Consider the following 15,619-nt stretch of genomic DNA (forward strand, 5'->3'; position numbering starts at 1 on the left):
CCGGGCAAAATGCCTCCTCCCTCCACCTCCTCCCCCAATAAACCTTTTCATGATGAGTTATCCTCCACTACGCTGTGGCAAGGTGGCCTCAATTTCATCAAAGGGGATACGTGATGTTGAACGCCTGGCACCTTCCGGTTGCCCCATTTGTTAAGCAAAACAAAGACCATTTAGTCATAACGCTGTGGCTGACGGGAGAAAATCAGCCGGAGCGCGTGATGCTGCGCGCCGAAGTGGATAACGAAGAGACGACGCTGAAGATGCACAAGCAGCGCACGCAGCCGCAGCCGGGCGTCACCGCCTGGCGGGCGAGTATCGATCTCTCTCAGGGCCAGGCGCGCCGTCGCTACAGCTTTAAGCTGCTGTGGAATAACCGCCAGCTGTGGTTCACGCCGCAGGGCTTTAGCCGTTTTCCACCCGCGCGGCTGGAGCAGTTTGCCGTCGATTACCCGGACCACGGCCCGCAGTGGGTCAACGATCAGGTCTTCTACCAGATCTTCCCCGATCGCTTTGCCCGAAGCCAGCAACGCACGGTCGACCAGGATCAGGTCTATTATCACCACGCGGCGGGCCACGACATTATCCGTAAAACCTGGGACGAACCGCTGACGGCGCAGGCGGGCGGTTCGACGTTTTACGGCGGCGATCTGGATGGGATCAGCGAAAAACTGCCGTACCTGAAAAAGCTGGGCGTCACGGCGCTGTACCTCAATCCGGTGTTTAAAGCCCCGAGCGTGCACAAATACGACACCGAAGATTATCGCCACGTCGACGAGCAGTTTGGCGGCGACGCGGCCCTGCTGCGTCTGCGGGAAAACACCCGTCGCGAGGGGATGCGCCTGATCCTCGACGGCGTGTTTAACCACAGCGGGGATTCTCACGCGTGGTTCGACCGGCACAACCGCGCCACCGGCGGCGCCTGTCACAACCCGGAATCCGCCCAGCGCGACTGGTACAGTTTTAATGAAGAGGGTCGGGCGCTCGACTGGCTGGGTTATCCCAGTCTGCCGAAACTCGATTTTCAGTCGCCGACGCTGGTGGAGGAGATCTATGGCGGGGAAGACAGCATCGTGCGCCACTGGCTGAAAGCGCCGTGGAACATGGACGGCTGGCGGCTCGACGTGGTGCACATGCTCGGTGAAGCGGGCGGCGCGCGGAATAATCTTCAGCACGTCACCGGTATCACTCAGGCCGCGAAGGCCGCAAATCCCGACGCCTTTGTCTTCGGCGAGCATTTTGGCGATGCGCGCCAGTGGCTGCAGGCCGATGCGGAAGATGCCTCGATGAACTATCGCGGGTTTACCTTCCCGATCTGGGGTTTCCTCGCCAATACCGATATCTCTTACGATCCGCAGCACATCGATGCCGAAACCTGCATGGCGTGGATGGACAACTACCGCGCCAGCCTGTCGCATCAGCAGCAGCTGCGGATGTTTAACCAGCTCGACAGCCACGATACCGCGCGCTTTAAATCCCTGTTGGGCAAAGACGTGGCGCGCCTGCCGCTGGCCGTCACCTGGCTCTTTACCTGGCCGGGCGTGCCGTGCATTTACTACGGCGATGAAGTGGGTCTGGACGGCAACAACGATCCGTTCTGCCGCAAGACCTTCCCGTGGGAGAGTGACAGGCAGGACAAAAATCTGCTGGCGCTCTATCAGCGGCTGGCGAAGCTGCGCAAGCACAGTCAGGCCCTGCGCTACGGCGGTTGTCAGGTGGTGTACGCCCACGACAACGTGGTGGTCTTCGCCCGCGTGTTTAACCAGCAGCGCGTGCTGGTGGCGATTAACCGCGGTGAGGCCTGCGAAGTGGTGCTGGACGATTCACCGCTGCTTAACCTCCAGACCTGGCAACTGAAAGAGGGGAAAGGCGATATAGAAGAAGGCGTGCTGTCGCTGCCTGCGATTTCCGCCTCTATCTGGTTCGGTAATTAACGCTTTTCTGCAACGGGCATAACGCGCTCGTTGCAGAATATTCCCCCATGTTGTTCTGTTTAATTAAACAGAGCGGACAAATATCTTTAATATCCCGTCAATCAATACTCGCTATACTCAATTTGCTTTATCAGTCAGGGCCCGACCTCATATAGCACACATTTAGTTTTCTTTTAACATATTGATTAAAAGGTACATTTATGTCTATCCGCGAACTGATTGACCCATCAAACTCGACGCTTATTTTTATCGATCACCAGCCGCAAATGTCGTTTGGTGTGGCGAATATTGACCGCCAACTCCTTAAGAATAATACGGTTGCTCTGGCGAAAGCGGGCAAAATATTTGATGTGCCGGTTATCTATACCTCGGTCGAAACAAAAAGTTTTAGCGGTTATATCTGGCCGGAATTACTGGCGGTTCACCCGGATGTGAAACCAATTGAGCGTACCTCGATGAACTCCTGGGAAGATGATGCGTTTGTTGCGGCAGTCAAAGCAACGGGCCGCAAAAAACTCATCATCTCGGCCCTGTGGACCGAAGTGTGCCTGACCTTCCCGGCGCTGATGGCGCTGGATGAAGGCTTCGAAGTGTATGTGGTGACCGACACCTCCGGCGGGACCTCCGTGGATGCCCATGAGCGCTCCATCGACCGCATGGTGCAGGCCGGTGCGGTTCCGGTGACCTGGCAGCAGGTGCTGCTTGAGTACCAGCGCGACTGGTCTCGCAAAGAGACCTACGATGCGGTGATGGATCTGGTGCGCGAGCACAGCGGCGCTTACGGTATGGGCGTTGATTATGCCTACACCCTGGTTCACGGCGCGCCTGAGCGTAAAGCCTAACCCTCCCGGCGGGTCGATTTGACCCGCCATTTTCATCAGACCTGGACATCCTCATGGCGCAAAACTCACATGTGACGCTGGTGATCACCCATACCTTGCTGGCAGGACAGGCGGCGCGATACGAACAGTGGCTCGGCAAAATCATGCCCGTTGCCGCGGAATTCCCCGGACATCTCGGCGCGAACGTCATTCGCCCGACAGAAGGACAGAATCTGTGGACAGTCATTATTCGCTTCGACACCATCGAGCATTTATACGCCTGGACCCAGTCCGACACCCGTTCGGTGCTGGTGAAAGAGATTGAACCGCTGCTGGCCGAAGGGGATAAAACGGAAGTGCGCACCGAGGCCGCGTTCTGGTTTACGCCGCCGGAAACGCACGTGCGTAAACCGAAACAGTGGAAACAGTTTCTGGTCACGCTGATGGTGATCTTCCCCAGCACGCTGGTGGTGCCGCAACTCACCGGGGCGTTGCTTCCAGGCCTGAAAGGGTCTCTCTTCCTGCATTTGCTTAACGATGCTTGTGTGGTCGCGCTGGTGGTCTGGCTGTGGATGCCCATCGTGACCCGCCTGTTCGCCGGGTGGCTGAAAAAAGCCTGACCGGCTCAAAGGAGTACGTTATGTCTCAAACTGCCACACTGATCTTAACTAAGGGTCAGATCCATACCCTGGATCGCGAAAATCCGCTCGCCGAGGCGGTGGCTATCGCCAACGGCAAGATCCTCGCGACCGGTAATCACGATCGGGTGATGAGTTACGCCACCGAAGGCACGCAAATTGTCGATCTGAAAGGGAGCACGGTGATCCCTGGCCTCAACGATTCGCACCTGCACCTGATTCGCGGCGGGCTGAACTACAATCTCGAACTGCGCTGGGAAGGCGTACCGTCCCTGGCAGATGCCCTGCGGATGCTCAAAGAGCAGGCTGACCGGACCCCGACGCCCCAGTGGGTGCGCGTGGTCGGCGGCTGGAGTGAGTTCCAGTTTGCCGAACGGCGGATGCCTACGATTCAGGAGCTGAACGATGCCGCGCCAGATACGCCGGTGTTTGTGCTGCATCTCTACGATCGCGCGTTGCTCAACCGCGCGGCGCTGAAAGCCGTCGGCTACACCAAAGAGACGCCGAACCCGCCGGGCGGGGAGATCGTGCGGGACAACAACGGCAACCCGACCGGGATGCTGATCGCCAAACCGAACGCGATGATCCTCTATTCGACGCTGGCGAAAGGGCCGAAGCTGCCGCTGGAGCAGCAGGTGAACTCGACGCGTCAGTTTATGCGCGAGCTTAACCGCTTAGGGTTAACCAGCGCGATTGATGCGGGCGGCGGTTTCCAGAATTACCCGGAAGATTACGAAATCATCGAAGAGCTGCACGCCAAATCGCAGATGACGATCCGCATCGCCTACAACCTCTTCACCCAGAGGCCGAAGCAGGAGCTGGAAGATTTCGAGCGCTGGACCGATATGCTCAAACCGGGGCAGGGGACGGATTTCTACCGCGCCAACGGGGCGGGGGAGATGCTGGTCTTCTCGGCGGCAGATTTTGAAGATTTCCTCCAGCCGCGTCCGGATCTGCCGGAAGGGATGGAAGATGAGCTGGAGCGCGTGGTGCGCCATCTGGTAGAGCAGCGCTGGCCGTTCCGTCTGCATGCGACGTACGACGAGTCCATCAGCCGGATGCTGGACGTGTTCGAGAAGGTGAACCGTGATATTCCGTTTAACGGCCTGCACTGGTTCTTCGATCACGCTGAAACCATCACTGAGCGCAATATTGAGCGCGTCAAAGCGCTGGGTGGCGGGATTGCGGTGCAGCATCGCATGGCGTTCCAGGGCGAGTATTTTGTCGATCGTTACGGTAAAGAGGCGGTGAAACATACGCCGCCGGTGGCGAAAATGCTGGAACTCGAGGTTCCCGTGGGTTTGGGCACCGACGCCACCCGCGTGGCGAGCTACAACCCGTGGACTGCGCTTTACTGGCTGGTCTCCGGGCGTACCGTTGGCGGGCTGTCGATGTATGACGACAGCAACCGTCTGCCGCGCGATATCGCGCTGGAACTGTGGACGGCGGGCAGCGCGTGGTTCTCCAGCGAGCAGGGCAAGAAAGGACGACTCGTCGAAGGACAGCTCGCGGATCTGGTGGTGTTGTCGAAAGATTACTTCAGCGTGGCGGAAGAGGAGATCAAAGGCATCGAGTCGGTGCTGACGGTGGTGGACGGAAAAGTGGTGTACGCCGCCGGGCAGTTTAGCCCGCTGTCGCCGCCGCCAATCCCGGTTCTGCCGGAGTGGTCGCCGGTAGTGAAAGTGCCGGGGCATTACCGCTCTGCGCCGCCGGTGGCGTCAAACGTGGGGGCCGTGGTGCAGATGCATCAGTGTATCGGTAGCTGCGGCGTGCATGGGCATCAGCACGGTATCGCGCGCCAGTCGGGGATTCCGGTATCGGATGACCAGGCGTTTTGGGGCGTGTTGGGATGTTCGTGTTTCGCGTTTTAACGTGACAATTCGCGGTTTTGTAGGCCGGGTAAGGCGAAGCCGCCACCCGGCGCAAGGGCGGGATTGGTGCGGAAAAATGCCCGGTGGCGCTGCGCTTACCGGGCCTACGGTTATCCCTGAACCATAAAAAAAGGCTCGCATTTGCGAGCCTTTTTGTCATCCGTTGCCGATTACAGGCTGGAGACGTTTTCGGTCAGGTATTTAGCGACGCCGTCTGGAGACGCGTTCATGCCTTCTTTCCCTTTTTCCCACTGAGCCGGGCACACTTCGCCGTGCTCTTCGTGGAACTGCAGCGCGTCAACCATGCGCAGCATTTCGTCGATGTTACGGCCCAGTGGCAGATCGTTCACTACCTGGTGACGCACGATGCCGTTCGCGTCGATCAGGAAGGAGCCGCGCAGTGCCACGCCAGCGTCCGGATGTTCGATACCGTATGCCTGCTGGATTTCACGTTTGATGTCCGCAACCATTGCGTATTTCACTGCACCGATGCCGCCTTTGTCGACAGGGGTGTTACGCCATGCGTTGTGTACAAATTCGGAGTCGAAGGAAACACCGACAACTTCAACGCCACGTTTCTGGAACTCTTCGTAACGTTTGTCGAATGCGATCAGTTCTGATGGGCAAACGAAGGTGAAGTCCATTGGCCAGAAGAACAGAACGGTAGCTTTACCGTTGGTGTGCTGTTTGAAGTTGAAGTTTTCAACGATCTCACCGTTGCCGAGTACTGCTGCAGCTGTAAAATCCGGAGCCGGACGAGTAACCAGAACCATGTGATTCTCCTGTAGTAACTAAGGTTATTTGGAACGCAACGCGGGCCAGTATAGAGAGTGTTCAGGGTTTAGACAAAGAGGCACGGACAATCGTTCAGCCAGTTTTTACCTATCAATCACTCTTCTATTAAAGTTGTTTGTTTTTCGCCTGCGCCATCATACGCGGATAGAACTGCCAGAAGCGAGCTTCCAGCGCATCATAATGGTTGTCCAGATCCTGCCAGGAGTCGCGCAGGGCATCGAGTCGCGGGCGGCGGCTCGCCATGCCGTTCAGCACGCGCTGAATAAACTCCATCTCGCTGTAGCGCTCCAGCCAGCGCTCGGACCACAGATAGTCGTTCAGATTAACAAAGCGCGGCGGCGAGTCGGGCAAAATCAGCGCCACCTGCGAGTGGGCGTAGCGGACGAACTCCGGCAGCGGCAGCTCCGGCGACAGCTGCGCCCAGTGGCGCGACAGGAAATGATCCCACATCACATCCAGCGTGATCGGCGCGACGCGGCGCGTTTCAGGGCGAAACCACGCTTTGGCTTCTTTCACTTCCGGCAAATTATCAGTCATCACGTCGATGCGACGATGCAGGAAAATACCGTCCACGACCTCGGCGGAATAGTCATCAGCCGGGTTGCCGCGAACGAAATCGGCCAGCAAATTGCCCGAAAGTGAGCTGTCGGCGAGGTGGGCGAGGTGCAGGTGAGCGAGAAAATTCATGCGTTTTGGTATCCGGATACGGCTAGTTGTTGCAGCAAAGAGGTGTGAGCACTAGACTAAGCCGCCTGTTTTTAAGTCACGAGTATAAGTCATGCGCGTCGCCGATTTCTCCTTTGAATTACCTGAATCCCTGATTGCCCACTATCCGCAGCCGGAGCGCAGTGGTTGCCGCTTGCTGTCGCTGGACGGGCCAACGGGCGCGCTGACGCACGGTACTTTCACCGATCTGCTCGACAAGCTCAACCCTGGCGATCTGCTGGTCTTTAACAACACTCGCGTGATCCCGGCGCGTCTGTTTGGCCGTAAAGCCAGCGGCGGCAAGATTGAAGTGCTGGTTGAGCGCATGCTCGATGACAAACGTATTCTGGCACATATTCGCGCCTCCAAAGCGCCGAAGCCGGGCACCGAGCTGCTGCTGGGCGACGACGAAAGCATCAATGCCACCATGACCGCCCGTCACGGCGCGCTGTTTGAAGTGGAGTTCAACGACGAACGCCCGGTGCTGGATATTCTGAACGCTATCGGCCACATGCCGCTCCCGCCGTATATCGATCGCCCGGACGAAGACGCTGACCGCGAGCTGTACCAGACGGTCTACAGCGAAAAACCGGGTGCCGTGGCTGCCCCGACCGCCGGTCTGCACTTTGATGAACCGCTGCTGGCAAAACTGCGCGAGAAAGGCATCGAGATGGCGTTCGTGACGCTGCACGTCGGCGCGGGGACCTTCCAGCCGGTGCGCGTGGATTCTATCGAAGATCACATCATGCACTCCGAATACGCCGAAGTGCCGCAAGAGGTGGTTGACGCCGTGCTGGCCGCGAAAGCGCGCAACAGCCGCGTGATTGCCGTCGGTACCACTTCCGTTCGTTCGCTGGAGAGCGCCGCCCAGGCGGCTAAGAAAGATCTGATCGAGCCCTTCTTCGGTGACACGCAGATCTTTATCTACCCAGGTTATCAATACAAAGTGATTGATGCGCTGGTGACCAACTTCCATCTGCCTGAATCGACTTTGATTATGCTGGTCTCGGCGTTTGCCGGTTATCAGAACACCATGAATGCCTACAAGGCTGCGGTAGAACAAAATTATCGCTTTTTTAGCTACGGGGACGCGATGTTTATCACGTACAATCCGTCGGCTATTCAGGAACGCGTTGGGGAATAAGCTCCGCAGCGCCTGGTTTACACGTCGGACTGTTTTTCTGACGCTGGAGAAAAAATGAAATTTGAACTCGATACCACCGACGGACGCGCCCGCCGCGGCCGCCTGGTGTTTGATCGCGGCGTGGTAGAAACGCCAGCCTTTATGCCTGTCGGCACCTACGGCACCGTTAAAGGGATGACGCCGGAAGAAGTCGAAGCCACTGGCGCACAGATTATCCTCGGTAACACCTTCCACCTGTGGCTGCGCCCGGGCCAGGAAGTGATGAAACTGCACGGCGACCTGCATGATTTCATGCAGTGGAAAGGTCCTATTCTGACCGACTCCGGCGGCTTCCAGGTGTTCAGCCTCGGCGATATCCGTAAGATCACCGAACAGGGCGTGCACTTCCGTAACCCGATTAACGGCGATCCGATCTTCCTCGATCCTGAAAAATCCATGGAAATTCAGTACGATCTCGGTTCCGACATCGTGATGATCTTCGACGAATGTACGCCATATCCTGCGGACTGGGATTACGCGAAGCGTTCGATGGAGATGTCTCTGCGTTGGGCAAAACGTAGCCGTGACCGCTTTGACGGGCTGGAAAACAAAAATGCGCTGTTCGGCATTATCCAGGGCAGTGTTTACGAAGATTTACGTGATATCTCTGTTAAAGGTCTGGTAGAGATAGGTTTTGATGGCTACGCTGTCGGCGGTTTGGCTGTGGGTGAGCCGAAGGAAGACATGCACCGTATTCTGGAGCATGTTTGCCCGCAAATCCCTGCGGATAAACCACGATACCTGATGGGCGTGGGTAAACCAGAAGATCTGGTTGAAGGTGTGCGCCGCGGCATCGATATGTTCGACTGCGTCATGCCAACCCGCAACGCGCGTAACGGCCACCTGTTTGTGACCGACGGTGTGGTGAAAATCCGTAACGCGAAGCATAAAAATGACACCAGCACGCTGGATGCAGAGTGTGATTGTTATACCTGTCGTCACTATTCTCGCGCATATTTGTATCATCTTGATCGTTGCAATGAGATTTTAGGCGCGCGTCTCAATACCATTCATAACCTTCGTTATTATCAGCGCTTAATGGCTGGTTTACGTAAGGCTATCGAAGAGGGTAAATTAGAGAGCTTCGTGACTGATTTTTACCAACGTCAGGGTCGTGATGTTCCACCTTTGAACGTTGACTAATTTAATAATGAGGGAATTTGAATGAGCTTTTTTATTTCTGATGCGGTAGCAGCAACTGGCGCTCCGTCGCAGGGCAGCCCGATGTCTCTGATTCTGATGCTGGTGGTGTTTGGTCTGATCTTCTACTTCATGATCCTGCGCCCACAGCAGAAACGTACCAAAGAACACAAAAACCTGATGAACTCCATCGCGAAAGGCGATGAAGTGCTGACCAATGGCGGTCTGGTGGGTCGTGTGACGAAAGTAGCGGAAACTGGCTACATCTCTATCGCACTGAACGATACCACTGAAGTGGTTATCAAACGTGACTTCGTTGCTGCCGTACTGCCGAAAGGCACGATGAAGGCGCTGTAATCCAACTTTTCCCAAAGGGAACTGCCGTGTTAAACCGTTATCCTTTGTGGAAGTACATCATGCTGGTCGTCGTGCTAATCGTCGGCCTGCTGTACGCACTTCCCAACCTGTATGGTGAGGATCCGGCCGTTCAAATCACTGGCGCGCGCGGTGTCGCCGCCAGTGAGCAAACGCTGATCCAGGTCCAGAAAACGTTACAAGAAGAAAAAATTACCGCTAAGTCTGTGGCACTGGAAGAGGGCGCTATTCTTGCTCGCTTCGACACCACCGACACGCAGCTCCGCGCACGTGAAGCGCTGATGGGCGTGCTGGGTGACAAATATGTCGTGGCGTTAAACCTTGCTCCTGCAACCCCGCGTTGGTTAGCCTCCATCAATGCAGAGCCGATGAAACTCGGTCTCGATCTGCGTGGCGGCGTTCACTTCCTGATGGAAGTGGATATGGATACCGCGCTCGGCAAGCTGCAGGAACAGAACATTGATAGCCTGCGCAGCGATCTGCGTGAAAAAGGCATTCCTTACACCACCGTGCGTAAGGAAGATAACTACGGTCTGAGCATTACCTTCCGTGACGCTACGGCGCGCGATCAGGCGGTGGACTATCTCACTGGTCGTCACCGCGATATGGTGATTTCTCGTCAGGGTAGCAACCAGCTGCGCGCGGTCATGACCGATGTGCGTCTGAGCGAAGCGCGTGAATACGCGGTTCAGCAGAACATCAATATCCTGCGTAACCGTGTGAACCAGCTGGGCGTTGCTGAGCCGCTGGTACAGCGTCAGGGTGCTGACCGTATCGTGGTTGAGCTGCCGGGTATCCAGGACACCGCGCGCGCCAAAGAGATTTTGGGTGCGACTGCCACGCTGGAATTCCGTCTGGTGAACACCAACGTCGATCAATCCGCCGCGGCGTCTGGTCGTGTTCCGGGTGATTCCGAAGTGAAACAGACCCGTGAAGGTCAGCCAGTTGTGCTGTACAAACGCGTGATTCTGACCGGTGACCACATCACCGACTCCACCTCGAATCAGGACGAATACAACCAGCCGCAGGTTAACATCTCGCTGGATAGCGCGGGTGGTAACATCATGTCCAACTTCACGAAGGATAACATCGGTAAACCGATGGCGACCCTGTTCGTGGAGTATAAAGACAGCGGTAAGAAAGATGCCAACGGTCGTGCGATTCTGGTGAAAGAGGAAGAGGTGATTAACATCGCCAACATCCAGTCTCGCCTGGGTAACAGCTTCCGTATTACCGGTATCAACAACCCGAACGAAGCGCGTCAGCTCTCTCTGCTGCTGCGTGCCGGTGCGCTGATTGCGCCAATTCAGATTGTTGAAGAACGGACCATTGGTCCAACACTGGGGATGCAAAACATCACTCAGGGTCTGGAAGCCTGTCTGGCCGGTCTGGCGGTGTCGATTATCTTCATGCTGTTCTTCTACAAGAAGTTTGGCCTGATTGCGACCTCCGCGCTGCTGGCAAACCTGGTACTGATTATCGGGATCATGTCCCTGCTGCCAGGGGCAACGCTGACCATGCCGGGTATCGCGGGTATCGTCCTAACCCTTGCGGTAGCGGTCGATGCCAACGTATTGATAAACGAACGTATTAAAGAAGAACTGAGTAACGGTCGCTCCGTACAACAGGCGATCGATGAAGGTTATAAAGGCGCCTTCAGCTCGATCTTCGATGCGAACGTAACAACACTGATTAAGGTTCTTATCCTGTATGCAGTGGGTACTGGCGCCATCAAAGGCTTTGCTATCACCACCGGTATCGGTGTGGCAACGTCGATGTTTACCGCTATTGTCGGCACCCGTGCCATCGTGAACCTGCTGTATGGCGGCAAGCGCGTCAAAAAGCTGTCTATCTGAGGAGTGCGTTGTGGCACAGGAATATACTGTTGAACAATTGAACCATGGCCGTAAAGTCTGGGACTTTATGCGCTGGGACTACTGGGCCTTCGGCATTTCAGGTTTCCTCCTGATTGTGTCGATCGCCATTATCGGTGTCCGTGGGTTTAACTGGGGTCTGGATTTCACCGGTGGTACGGTGATTGAAATCTCCCTGGAAAAACCGATCGATATGGACCACATGCGCGAATCGCTGCAGAAAGCGGGCTTCGAAGAGCCGCTGCTGCAGAACTTTGGCAGCAGCCGCGACATCATGGTGCGTATGCCTCCGGTTCATGATGCCAATGGCAGCCAGGAGCTGGGCAGCAAGGTGGTTAAGGTCATTAACGAAACCACCAGCCAGGACGCGACGGTTAAACGTATCGAATTCGTCGGCCCAAGCGTTGGGGCCGATCTGGCTCAGACAGGGGCGATGGCGCTGCTGGTTGCGCTGATCTCGATTCTGGTTTACGTCGGTTTCCGCTTCGAATGGCGTCTGGCGGCAGGGGTGGTTATCGCCCTGGCGCACGACGTGGTCATTACGATGGGCGTGCTGTCGCTGTTCCATATTGAGATTGACCTGACCATCGTTGCGTCGCTGATGTCGGTGATCGGTTACTCACTGAACGACAGCATCGTGGTATCTGACCGTATTCGTGAGAACTTCCGTAAGATCCGTCGCGGTACGCCGTACGAAATCTTCAACGTCTCTCTGACCCAAACGTTGCACCGTACGTTGATCACTTCCGGGACGACCTTGATGGTTATCCTGATGCTGTTCCTCTTCGGTGGCCCGGTGCTGGAAGGCTTCTCGCTGACCATGCTGATCGGTGTCTCCATCGGTACGGCGTCTTCTATCTACGTCGCGTCCGCGCTGGCGTTGAAACTGGGCATGAAGCGTGAGCACCTGCTCCAGCAGAAAGTTGAGAAGGAAGGGGCGGATCAGCCGTCCATCCTGCCGTAACGGCAACAGCAATCTGATAACGGAATCCCGGTCGCAAGGCCGGGATTTTTTTATTACAGCCCCCACCAATTTGGTTACTCTCCCTGTAGACGTCAAACGACATGGAGTAATGCCGATGGTCACCCTTTCTTCTGTTCCCCAGCCTGCCGTCTGGCACGGCATCCCTTCCGTTACGCTAAGCGATGAAACCTTGCGTGAGCGTAAAGCTAAAGTATTGCTCCGCATGCAGCAGCAGGGGCTGGACGCGCTGGTTATCTACGCTGACAAAGAGCACGGCGGCAACTTTGAATACCTCACCGGTTTTATTCCGCGCTTTGAAGAGGCGCTGCTGGTGCTGCATTCTACGGGCGAAGCGGTTCTGGTGCTGGGGAATGAAAACCTCAAGCTGGCCGCTCATGCGCGACTCGAGAATCGGGTTGTCCATGCGCCGTGGTTTTCGCTGCCGAATCAGCCGATGGATAATCAACAGTCGCTGCCGGTGCTGCTGAAATCCGCTGGCGTGACGACGGGTAAAACCCTCGGGTTAGCGGGCTGGAAGCTGTTTACGGGCAAGGGCGACGACGTAAGTCAGATGTTCGATCTGCCTGCGTTTATCGTCGATGCGATTCGCCAGGCGGGTGAGGGTACTGCGCATTTGCGCAATGCTACCGGGATTTTTATCGATCCTGACGGCGGAGCCCGCACAACCAACAATGCCAATGAAATCGCGCACTACGAATACGGTGCGAACCTGGCCTCCACGGCGATCCTCACGGCGTTAAACGCCATCGCACCCGGTAAAACCGAAAAAGAGATCGCTTCTCTGCTGGCGGCAGAAGGCCAGCCGAACAATGTGGTGACGATCGCGGCGACGGGCGATCGTTTCGCGTTCGCCAATCTCTACCCCAGCGACAAAGCTATTCAGCGCGGGGATAAATTCTCGCTCACCGCCAGCTACAAAGGCGGGTTAAGCAGCCGGGCGGCTTACGTCGTGGCGGATGCATCGGAGCTTGCGCCCGCGGTTGCTGACTATCTCGACGTGGTGGCTAAACCCTATTTCCAGGCGGTGGTGACCTGGCTTGAACATCTGCACATCGGGATGCGCGGCGGGGAGATGTATGACCTGATTGAGCAGGTTCTGCCGAAAGCTGAGTACCACTGGCAGCTGAATCCGGGGCATCTGGTGGCGGATGAAGAGTGGCTCTGCTCGCCGATTGGCCCGAAATCAGACGCTCTCTTGCGAAGCGGGATGATGCTGCAGATCGATATTATTCCTTCCCGAGCCGGATACGCCGGGGCAAGCATTGAGGATACGGTAGCGCTGGCGGATGAGCCGTTGCGTCAGGCGCTTGCAAGTGAGTATCCTGCGCTGTGGGAGCGGGTGGTGGCGCGCCGGGCGTACATTGCGGAGCATATCGGTATTCAGCTGCCGGATGAGGTGCTGCCGATGTCTAACACCGTGGGCTATTTGCGTCCGTGGCTGCTGGATCAGGGGCGGGCGCTGGTCTGCAAATAGCAAAAAGCCAGCATTGAGCTGGCTTTTGATGCCGGATGGCGCTTCGCTTATCCGGCCTACGGTTCGTGCTGTTGGGATTAGAAGTTGTAACCCACAACCAGGTAACCACCCCAACCGGTAGAACGGACGCTGAAATCACCGTCGCCGAAGTTCAGGCTTGCGTCGTCGTTCCACTGACCACCGTTGTGCCAGTAACGCGCAACTACGGAGTAGTGCCAGTGATCGTAGTTCAGCGCCAGGATGTGGCTGGACGCGATAGAGTTGCTGGTGCGCGCCTGCTTACCGTTGTTGTCGATGAAGTTGTCATCGCCCAGATCGGAACCCCAGTCGAAGTTGGTGAAGCCGATATAGCTCAGGTTACCGCCCCACAGCTGGGTGATCGGTACAAAGTATTTCACTTTGAAACGGTAGCCATCCCACTCGTTTTCGTTAGACGCACCGTAGTTCTGCCACTGGTATTTTGCATACACGTTCATGGACAGGCTCATCGGCAGACCGGTGTCAATGTCCGTACCCAGACCCATGTACCAGGTGCTCTGACGGCCAGACTTGTTGCGGCCCATATCGTAGATGTAGTTGTTCGCCACATACCACTCTTTGAACGGACCGAAGCTCAGGTCTGCGCCTGTCAGCTTGTCGATAGAAAAGCGCGGTTCAATTTCCATGAACAGCGGAGAACCGTGGTTCCAGATACCTTTCGCGTCGGTGTTACCACCGAAGAAGACCGGGGCATCGGCGTAACCGTAGAAATCAAACCAGTCTTTCTTGGCGAAAGCTTCGTATTCCAGGTAGGTATCGTTGCGGATCTGTGGTCCGAAGCGGGTGTGGTAGCTGCCTACCACGTTGACGCTCTGGTGCCACCAGTCGGAAACATATTCAGGTTTTGAATTTTCTGCTGCGTTAACAGCGAAAGAGGAAGAAAGTGCCAGAACTGCACCGGCTGCTAATAATGTTTTTTTCATAATCATGCCACTGATTGAAAATCCCTTCCGGGATGTGAAAGATGCGCGATTTGCGTTTCTAAATATTTCGTGTTTCTGCGGAGCCTATTATAGGAATCCCTGCTCACAAAAATATGTGTTGTTTCACATATCTCTCATACGCGTAATCGATTGCGTTCACGTTTGCGTACTTTAAACGGCGGGGATTGTAACGGCAATCATTCATGTTGCCAATATTTGCGGAATGTAAGGGGGAGCGGAACGCGGTAAACGTTCCGCTGGAAGATGTTACTGAACGGCGGGCTGGATATCGTGGATGCGGATGAAACCTAACTGTTCCGGCGTTGTGCCGTTCAATTGCAGCGGGATATCGACATCGCTCGGAGCCAGCACGCTGGCCGGAGCCGTCACCAGCTGATTCTGCACGTTCACTTCCTGATAACTCTCGGTCGTGCCCTGCAGCTGGCCCCACTCGACGGTGCCGCTAAACGCCGGGAGCGGATCGTTGGACTGGCCCTGAATACGCAGCGTCGCGCGCGTGCCGTCGGCGTTTGGTGCAACGTTCACCAGCGACATGCGCAGCGTACCGATCTGGCTTTTCAGCAGGGCAGGCGTGTTCGCGCCCGGCAGCAGGTACACACCGCTGCTGGATTTGGCATTCAGCGCGTTTTGCTGGGTGATCTTGACCGTCTCCTGGTTCAGCTTCGTCATCGCCGTATTGAGCGTGTTCACGCTCTGTTTCATCTGGCGTACTTCGCTTTGCTGCGCGCAGGCGCTGAGGGTGAAGAGACTTCCCACCACGAGAATTCTTAGGTAACGTCTTGTCATTGCGTTTAATTCCCTGAAATAACGGATTGCCCTAATGGTAGTCAGGAACACGCCGTCA

The 15,619-nt window shown here is 56.2% G+C and carries 14 protein-coding genes; 10 read left to right on the forward strand and 4 right to left on the reverse strand.

Going from position 1 to position 15,619, the window contains the following annotated elements; translation table 11 throughout:
* Positions 1 to 113: 113 nt before the first annotated feature.
* The 4 genes from malZ to U9O48_RS05105 all read left to right on the forward strand — a co-directional run bounded on the left by malZ (position 114) and on the right by U9O48_RS05105 (position 5,261).
* Complete coding sequence (malZ, locus tag U9O48_RS05090) at positions 114 to 1,931, forward strand: maltodextrin glucosidase (RefSeq protein ID WP_324723706.1); 1,818 nt, start codon at positions 114 to 116, stop codon at positions 1,929 to 1,931.
* 200 nt (positions 1,932 to 2,131) lie between these two features.
* Complete coding sequence (locus U9O48_RS05095; protein ID WP_095280967.1) at positions 2,132 to 2,773, forward strand: hydrolase; 642 nt, start codon at positions 2,132 to 2,134, stop codon at positions 2,771 to 2,773.
* A gap of 53 nt (positions 2,774 to 2,826) precedes the next feature.
* The gene (locus tag U9O48_RS05100; RefSeq protein WP_282492649.1) at positions 2,827 to 3,372 is read left to right on the forward strand and encodes an antibiotic biosynthesis monooxygenase; all 546 of its coding nucleotides are present in this window, start codon (positions 2,827 to 2,829) and stop codon (positions 3,370 to 3,372) included.
* A 20-nt stretch (positions 3,373 to 3,392) separates the two neighbouring features.
* Entirely contained in the window at positions 3,393 to 5,261 is a 1,869-nt protein-coding gene (locus tag U9O48_RS05105; protein ID WP_285150169.1) for an amidohydrolase, read from the forward strand.
* A gap of 170 nt (positions 5,262 to 5,431) precedes the next feature.
* Here U9O48_RS05105 and U9O48_RS05110 read toward each other — a convergent pair whose 3' ends face one another.
* The gene (locus U9O48_RS05110) at positions 5,432 to 6,034 is read right to left on the reverse strand and encodes a peroxiredoxin (protein WP_282492647.1); all 603 of its coding nucleotides are present in this window, start codon (positions 6,032 to 6,034) and stop codon (positions 5,432 to 5,434) included.
* 127 nt (positions 6,035 to 6,161) lie between these two features.
* The gene (gene acpH, locus U9O48_RS05115; RefSeq protein WP_324723707.1) at positions 6,162 to 6,743 is read right to left on the reverse strand and encodes an ACP phosphodiesterase; all 582 of its coding nucleotides are present in this window, start codon (positions 6,741 to 6,743) and stop codon (positions 6,162 to 6,164) included.
* Between the two features lie 91 nt (positions 6,744 to 6,834).
* Here acpH and queA point away from each other — a divergent pair, with 91 nt between their 5' ends.
* The 6 genes from queA (at position 6,835) to U9O48_RS05145 (ending at position 13,792) form a co-directional block, all read left to right on the forward strand.
* Positions 6,835 to 7,905, forward strand: a complete 1,071-nt coding sequence (queA, locus tag U9O48_RS05120; RefSeq protein ID WP_324723708.1) for a tRNA preQ1(34) S-adenosylmethionine ribosyltransferase-isomerase QueA — start codon at positions 6,835 to 6,837, stop codon at positions 7,903 to 7,905.
* A 54-nt stretch (positions 7,906 to 7,959) separates the two neighbouring features.
* Positions 7,960 to 9,087, forward strand: coding sequence for a tRNA guanosine(34) transglycosylase Tgt (gene tgt, locus U9O48_RS05125; protein WP_100777432.1), 1,128 nt, complete (start codon positions 7,960 to 7,962; stop codon positions 9,085 to 9,087).
* Positions 9,088 to 9,108: 21 nt separating this feature from the next.
* Entirely contained in the window at positions 9,109 to 9,441 is a 333-nt protein-coding gene (gene yajC / locus U9O48_RS05130) for a preprotein translocase subunit YajC (protein ID WP_064325012.1), read from the forward strand.
* A 26-nt stretch (positions 9,442 to 9,467) separates the two neighbouring features.
* The gene (gene secD / locus U9O48_RS05135) at positions 9,468 to 11,315 is read left to right on the forward strand and encodes a protein translocase subunit SecD (RefSeq protein ID WP_282492644.1); all 1,848 of its coding nucleotides are present in this window, start codon (positions 9,468 to 9,470) and stop codon (positions 11,313 to 11,315) included.
* A gap of 10 nt (positions 11,316 to 11,325) precedes the next feature.
* The gene (gene secF, locus U9O48_RS05140; RefSeq protein WP_282492643.1) at positions 11,326 to 12,297 is read left to right on the forward strand and encodes a protein translocase subunit SecF; all 972 of its coding nucleotides are present in this window, start codon (positions 11,326 to 11,328) and stop codon (positions 12,295 to 12,297) included.
* Between the two features lie 109 nt (positions 12,298 to 12,406).
* Entirely contained in the window at positions 12,407 to 13,792 is a 1,386-nt protein-coding gene (locus tag U9O48_RS05145) for a M24 family metallopeptidase (protein ID WP_324723710.1), read from the forward strand.
* Between the two features lie 77 nt (positions 13,793 to 13,869).
* Here the strand turns inward: U9O48_RS05145 and U9O48_RS05150 are convergent, their stop codons facing one another.
* The gene (locus U9O48_RS05150) at positions 13,870 to 14,754 is read right to left on the reverse strand and encodes a nucleoside-specific channel-forming protein Tsx (RefSeq protein ID WP_285145227.1); all 885 of its coding nucleotides are present in this window, start codon (positions 14,752 to 14,754) and stop codon (positions 13,870 to 13,872) included.
* Positions 14,755 to 15,021: 267 nt separating this feature from the next.
* Positions 15,022 to 15,561, reverse strand: a complete 540-nt coding sequence (locus tag U9O48_RS05155; protein WP_095280977.1) for a DUF3251 domain-containing protein — start codon at positions 15,559 to 15,561, stop codon at positions 15,022 to 15,024.
* Positions 15,562 to 15,619 lie beyond the last annotated feature (58 nt).

Source organism: Lelliottia sp. JS-SCA-14, from assembly GCF_035593345.1.
Classification (GTDB): Bacteria; Pseudomonadota; Gammaproteobacteria; order Enterobacterales; family Enterobacteriaceae; genus Enterobacter; species Enterobacter wanjuensis.

Bases quoted from the DNA above. Each gene is read 5' to 3' on its own strand.
- U9O48_RS05095 (WP_095280967.1), top strand. From the start codon at position 2,132: ATGTCTATCCGCGAACTGATTGACCCATCAAACTCGACGCTTATTTTT.
- U9O48_RS05100 (WP_282492649.1), top strand. From the start codon at position 2,827: ATGGCGCAAAACTCACATGTGACGCTGGTGATCACCCATACCTTGCTG.
- U9O48_RS05145 (WP_324723710.1), top strand. From the start codon at position 12,407: ATGCCGATGGTCACCCTTTCTTCTGTTCCCCAGCCTGCCGTCTGGCAC.
- U9O48_RS05105 (WP_285150169.1), top strand. From the start codon at position 3,393: ATGTCTCAAACTGCCACACTGATCTTAACTAAGGGTCAGATCCATACC.
- U9O48_RS05150 (WP_285145227.1), bottom strand. From the start codon at position 14,754: ATGAAAAAAACATTATTAGCAGCCGGTGCAGTTCTGGCACTTTCTTCC.
- U9O48_RS05110 (WP_282492647.1), bottom strand. From the start codon at position 6,034: ATGGTTCTGGTTACTCGTCCGGCTCCGGATTTTACAGCTGCAGCAGTA.
- U9O48_RS05155 (WP_095280977.1), bottom strand. From the start codon at position 15,561: ATGACAAGACGTTACCTAAGAATTCTCGTGGTGGGAAGTCTCTTCACC.
- acpH (WP_324723707.1), bottom strand. From the start codon at position 6,743: ATGAATTTTCTCGCTCACCTGCACCTCGCCCACCTCGCCGACAGCTCA.
- malZ (WP_324723706.1), top strand. From the start codon at position 114: ATGTTGAACGCCTGGCACCTTCCGGTTGCCCCATTTGTTAAGCAAAAC.
- queA (WP_324723708.1), top strand. From the start codon at position 6,835: ATGCGCGTCGCCGATTTCTCCTTTGAATTACCTGAATCCCTGATTGCC.
- yajC (WP_064325012.1), top strand. From the start codon at position 9,109: ATGAGCTTTTTTATTTCTGATGCGGTAGCAGCAACTGGCGCTCCGTCG.
- tgt (WP_100777432.1), top strand. From the start codon at position 7,960: ATGAAATTTGAACTCGATACCACCGACGGACGCGCCCGCCGCGGCCGC.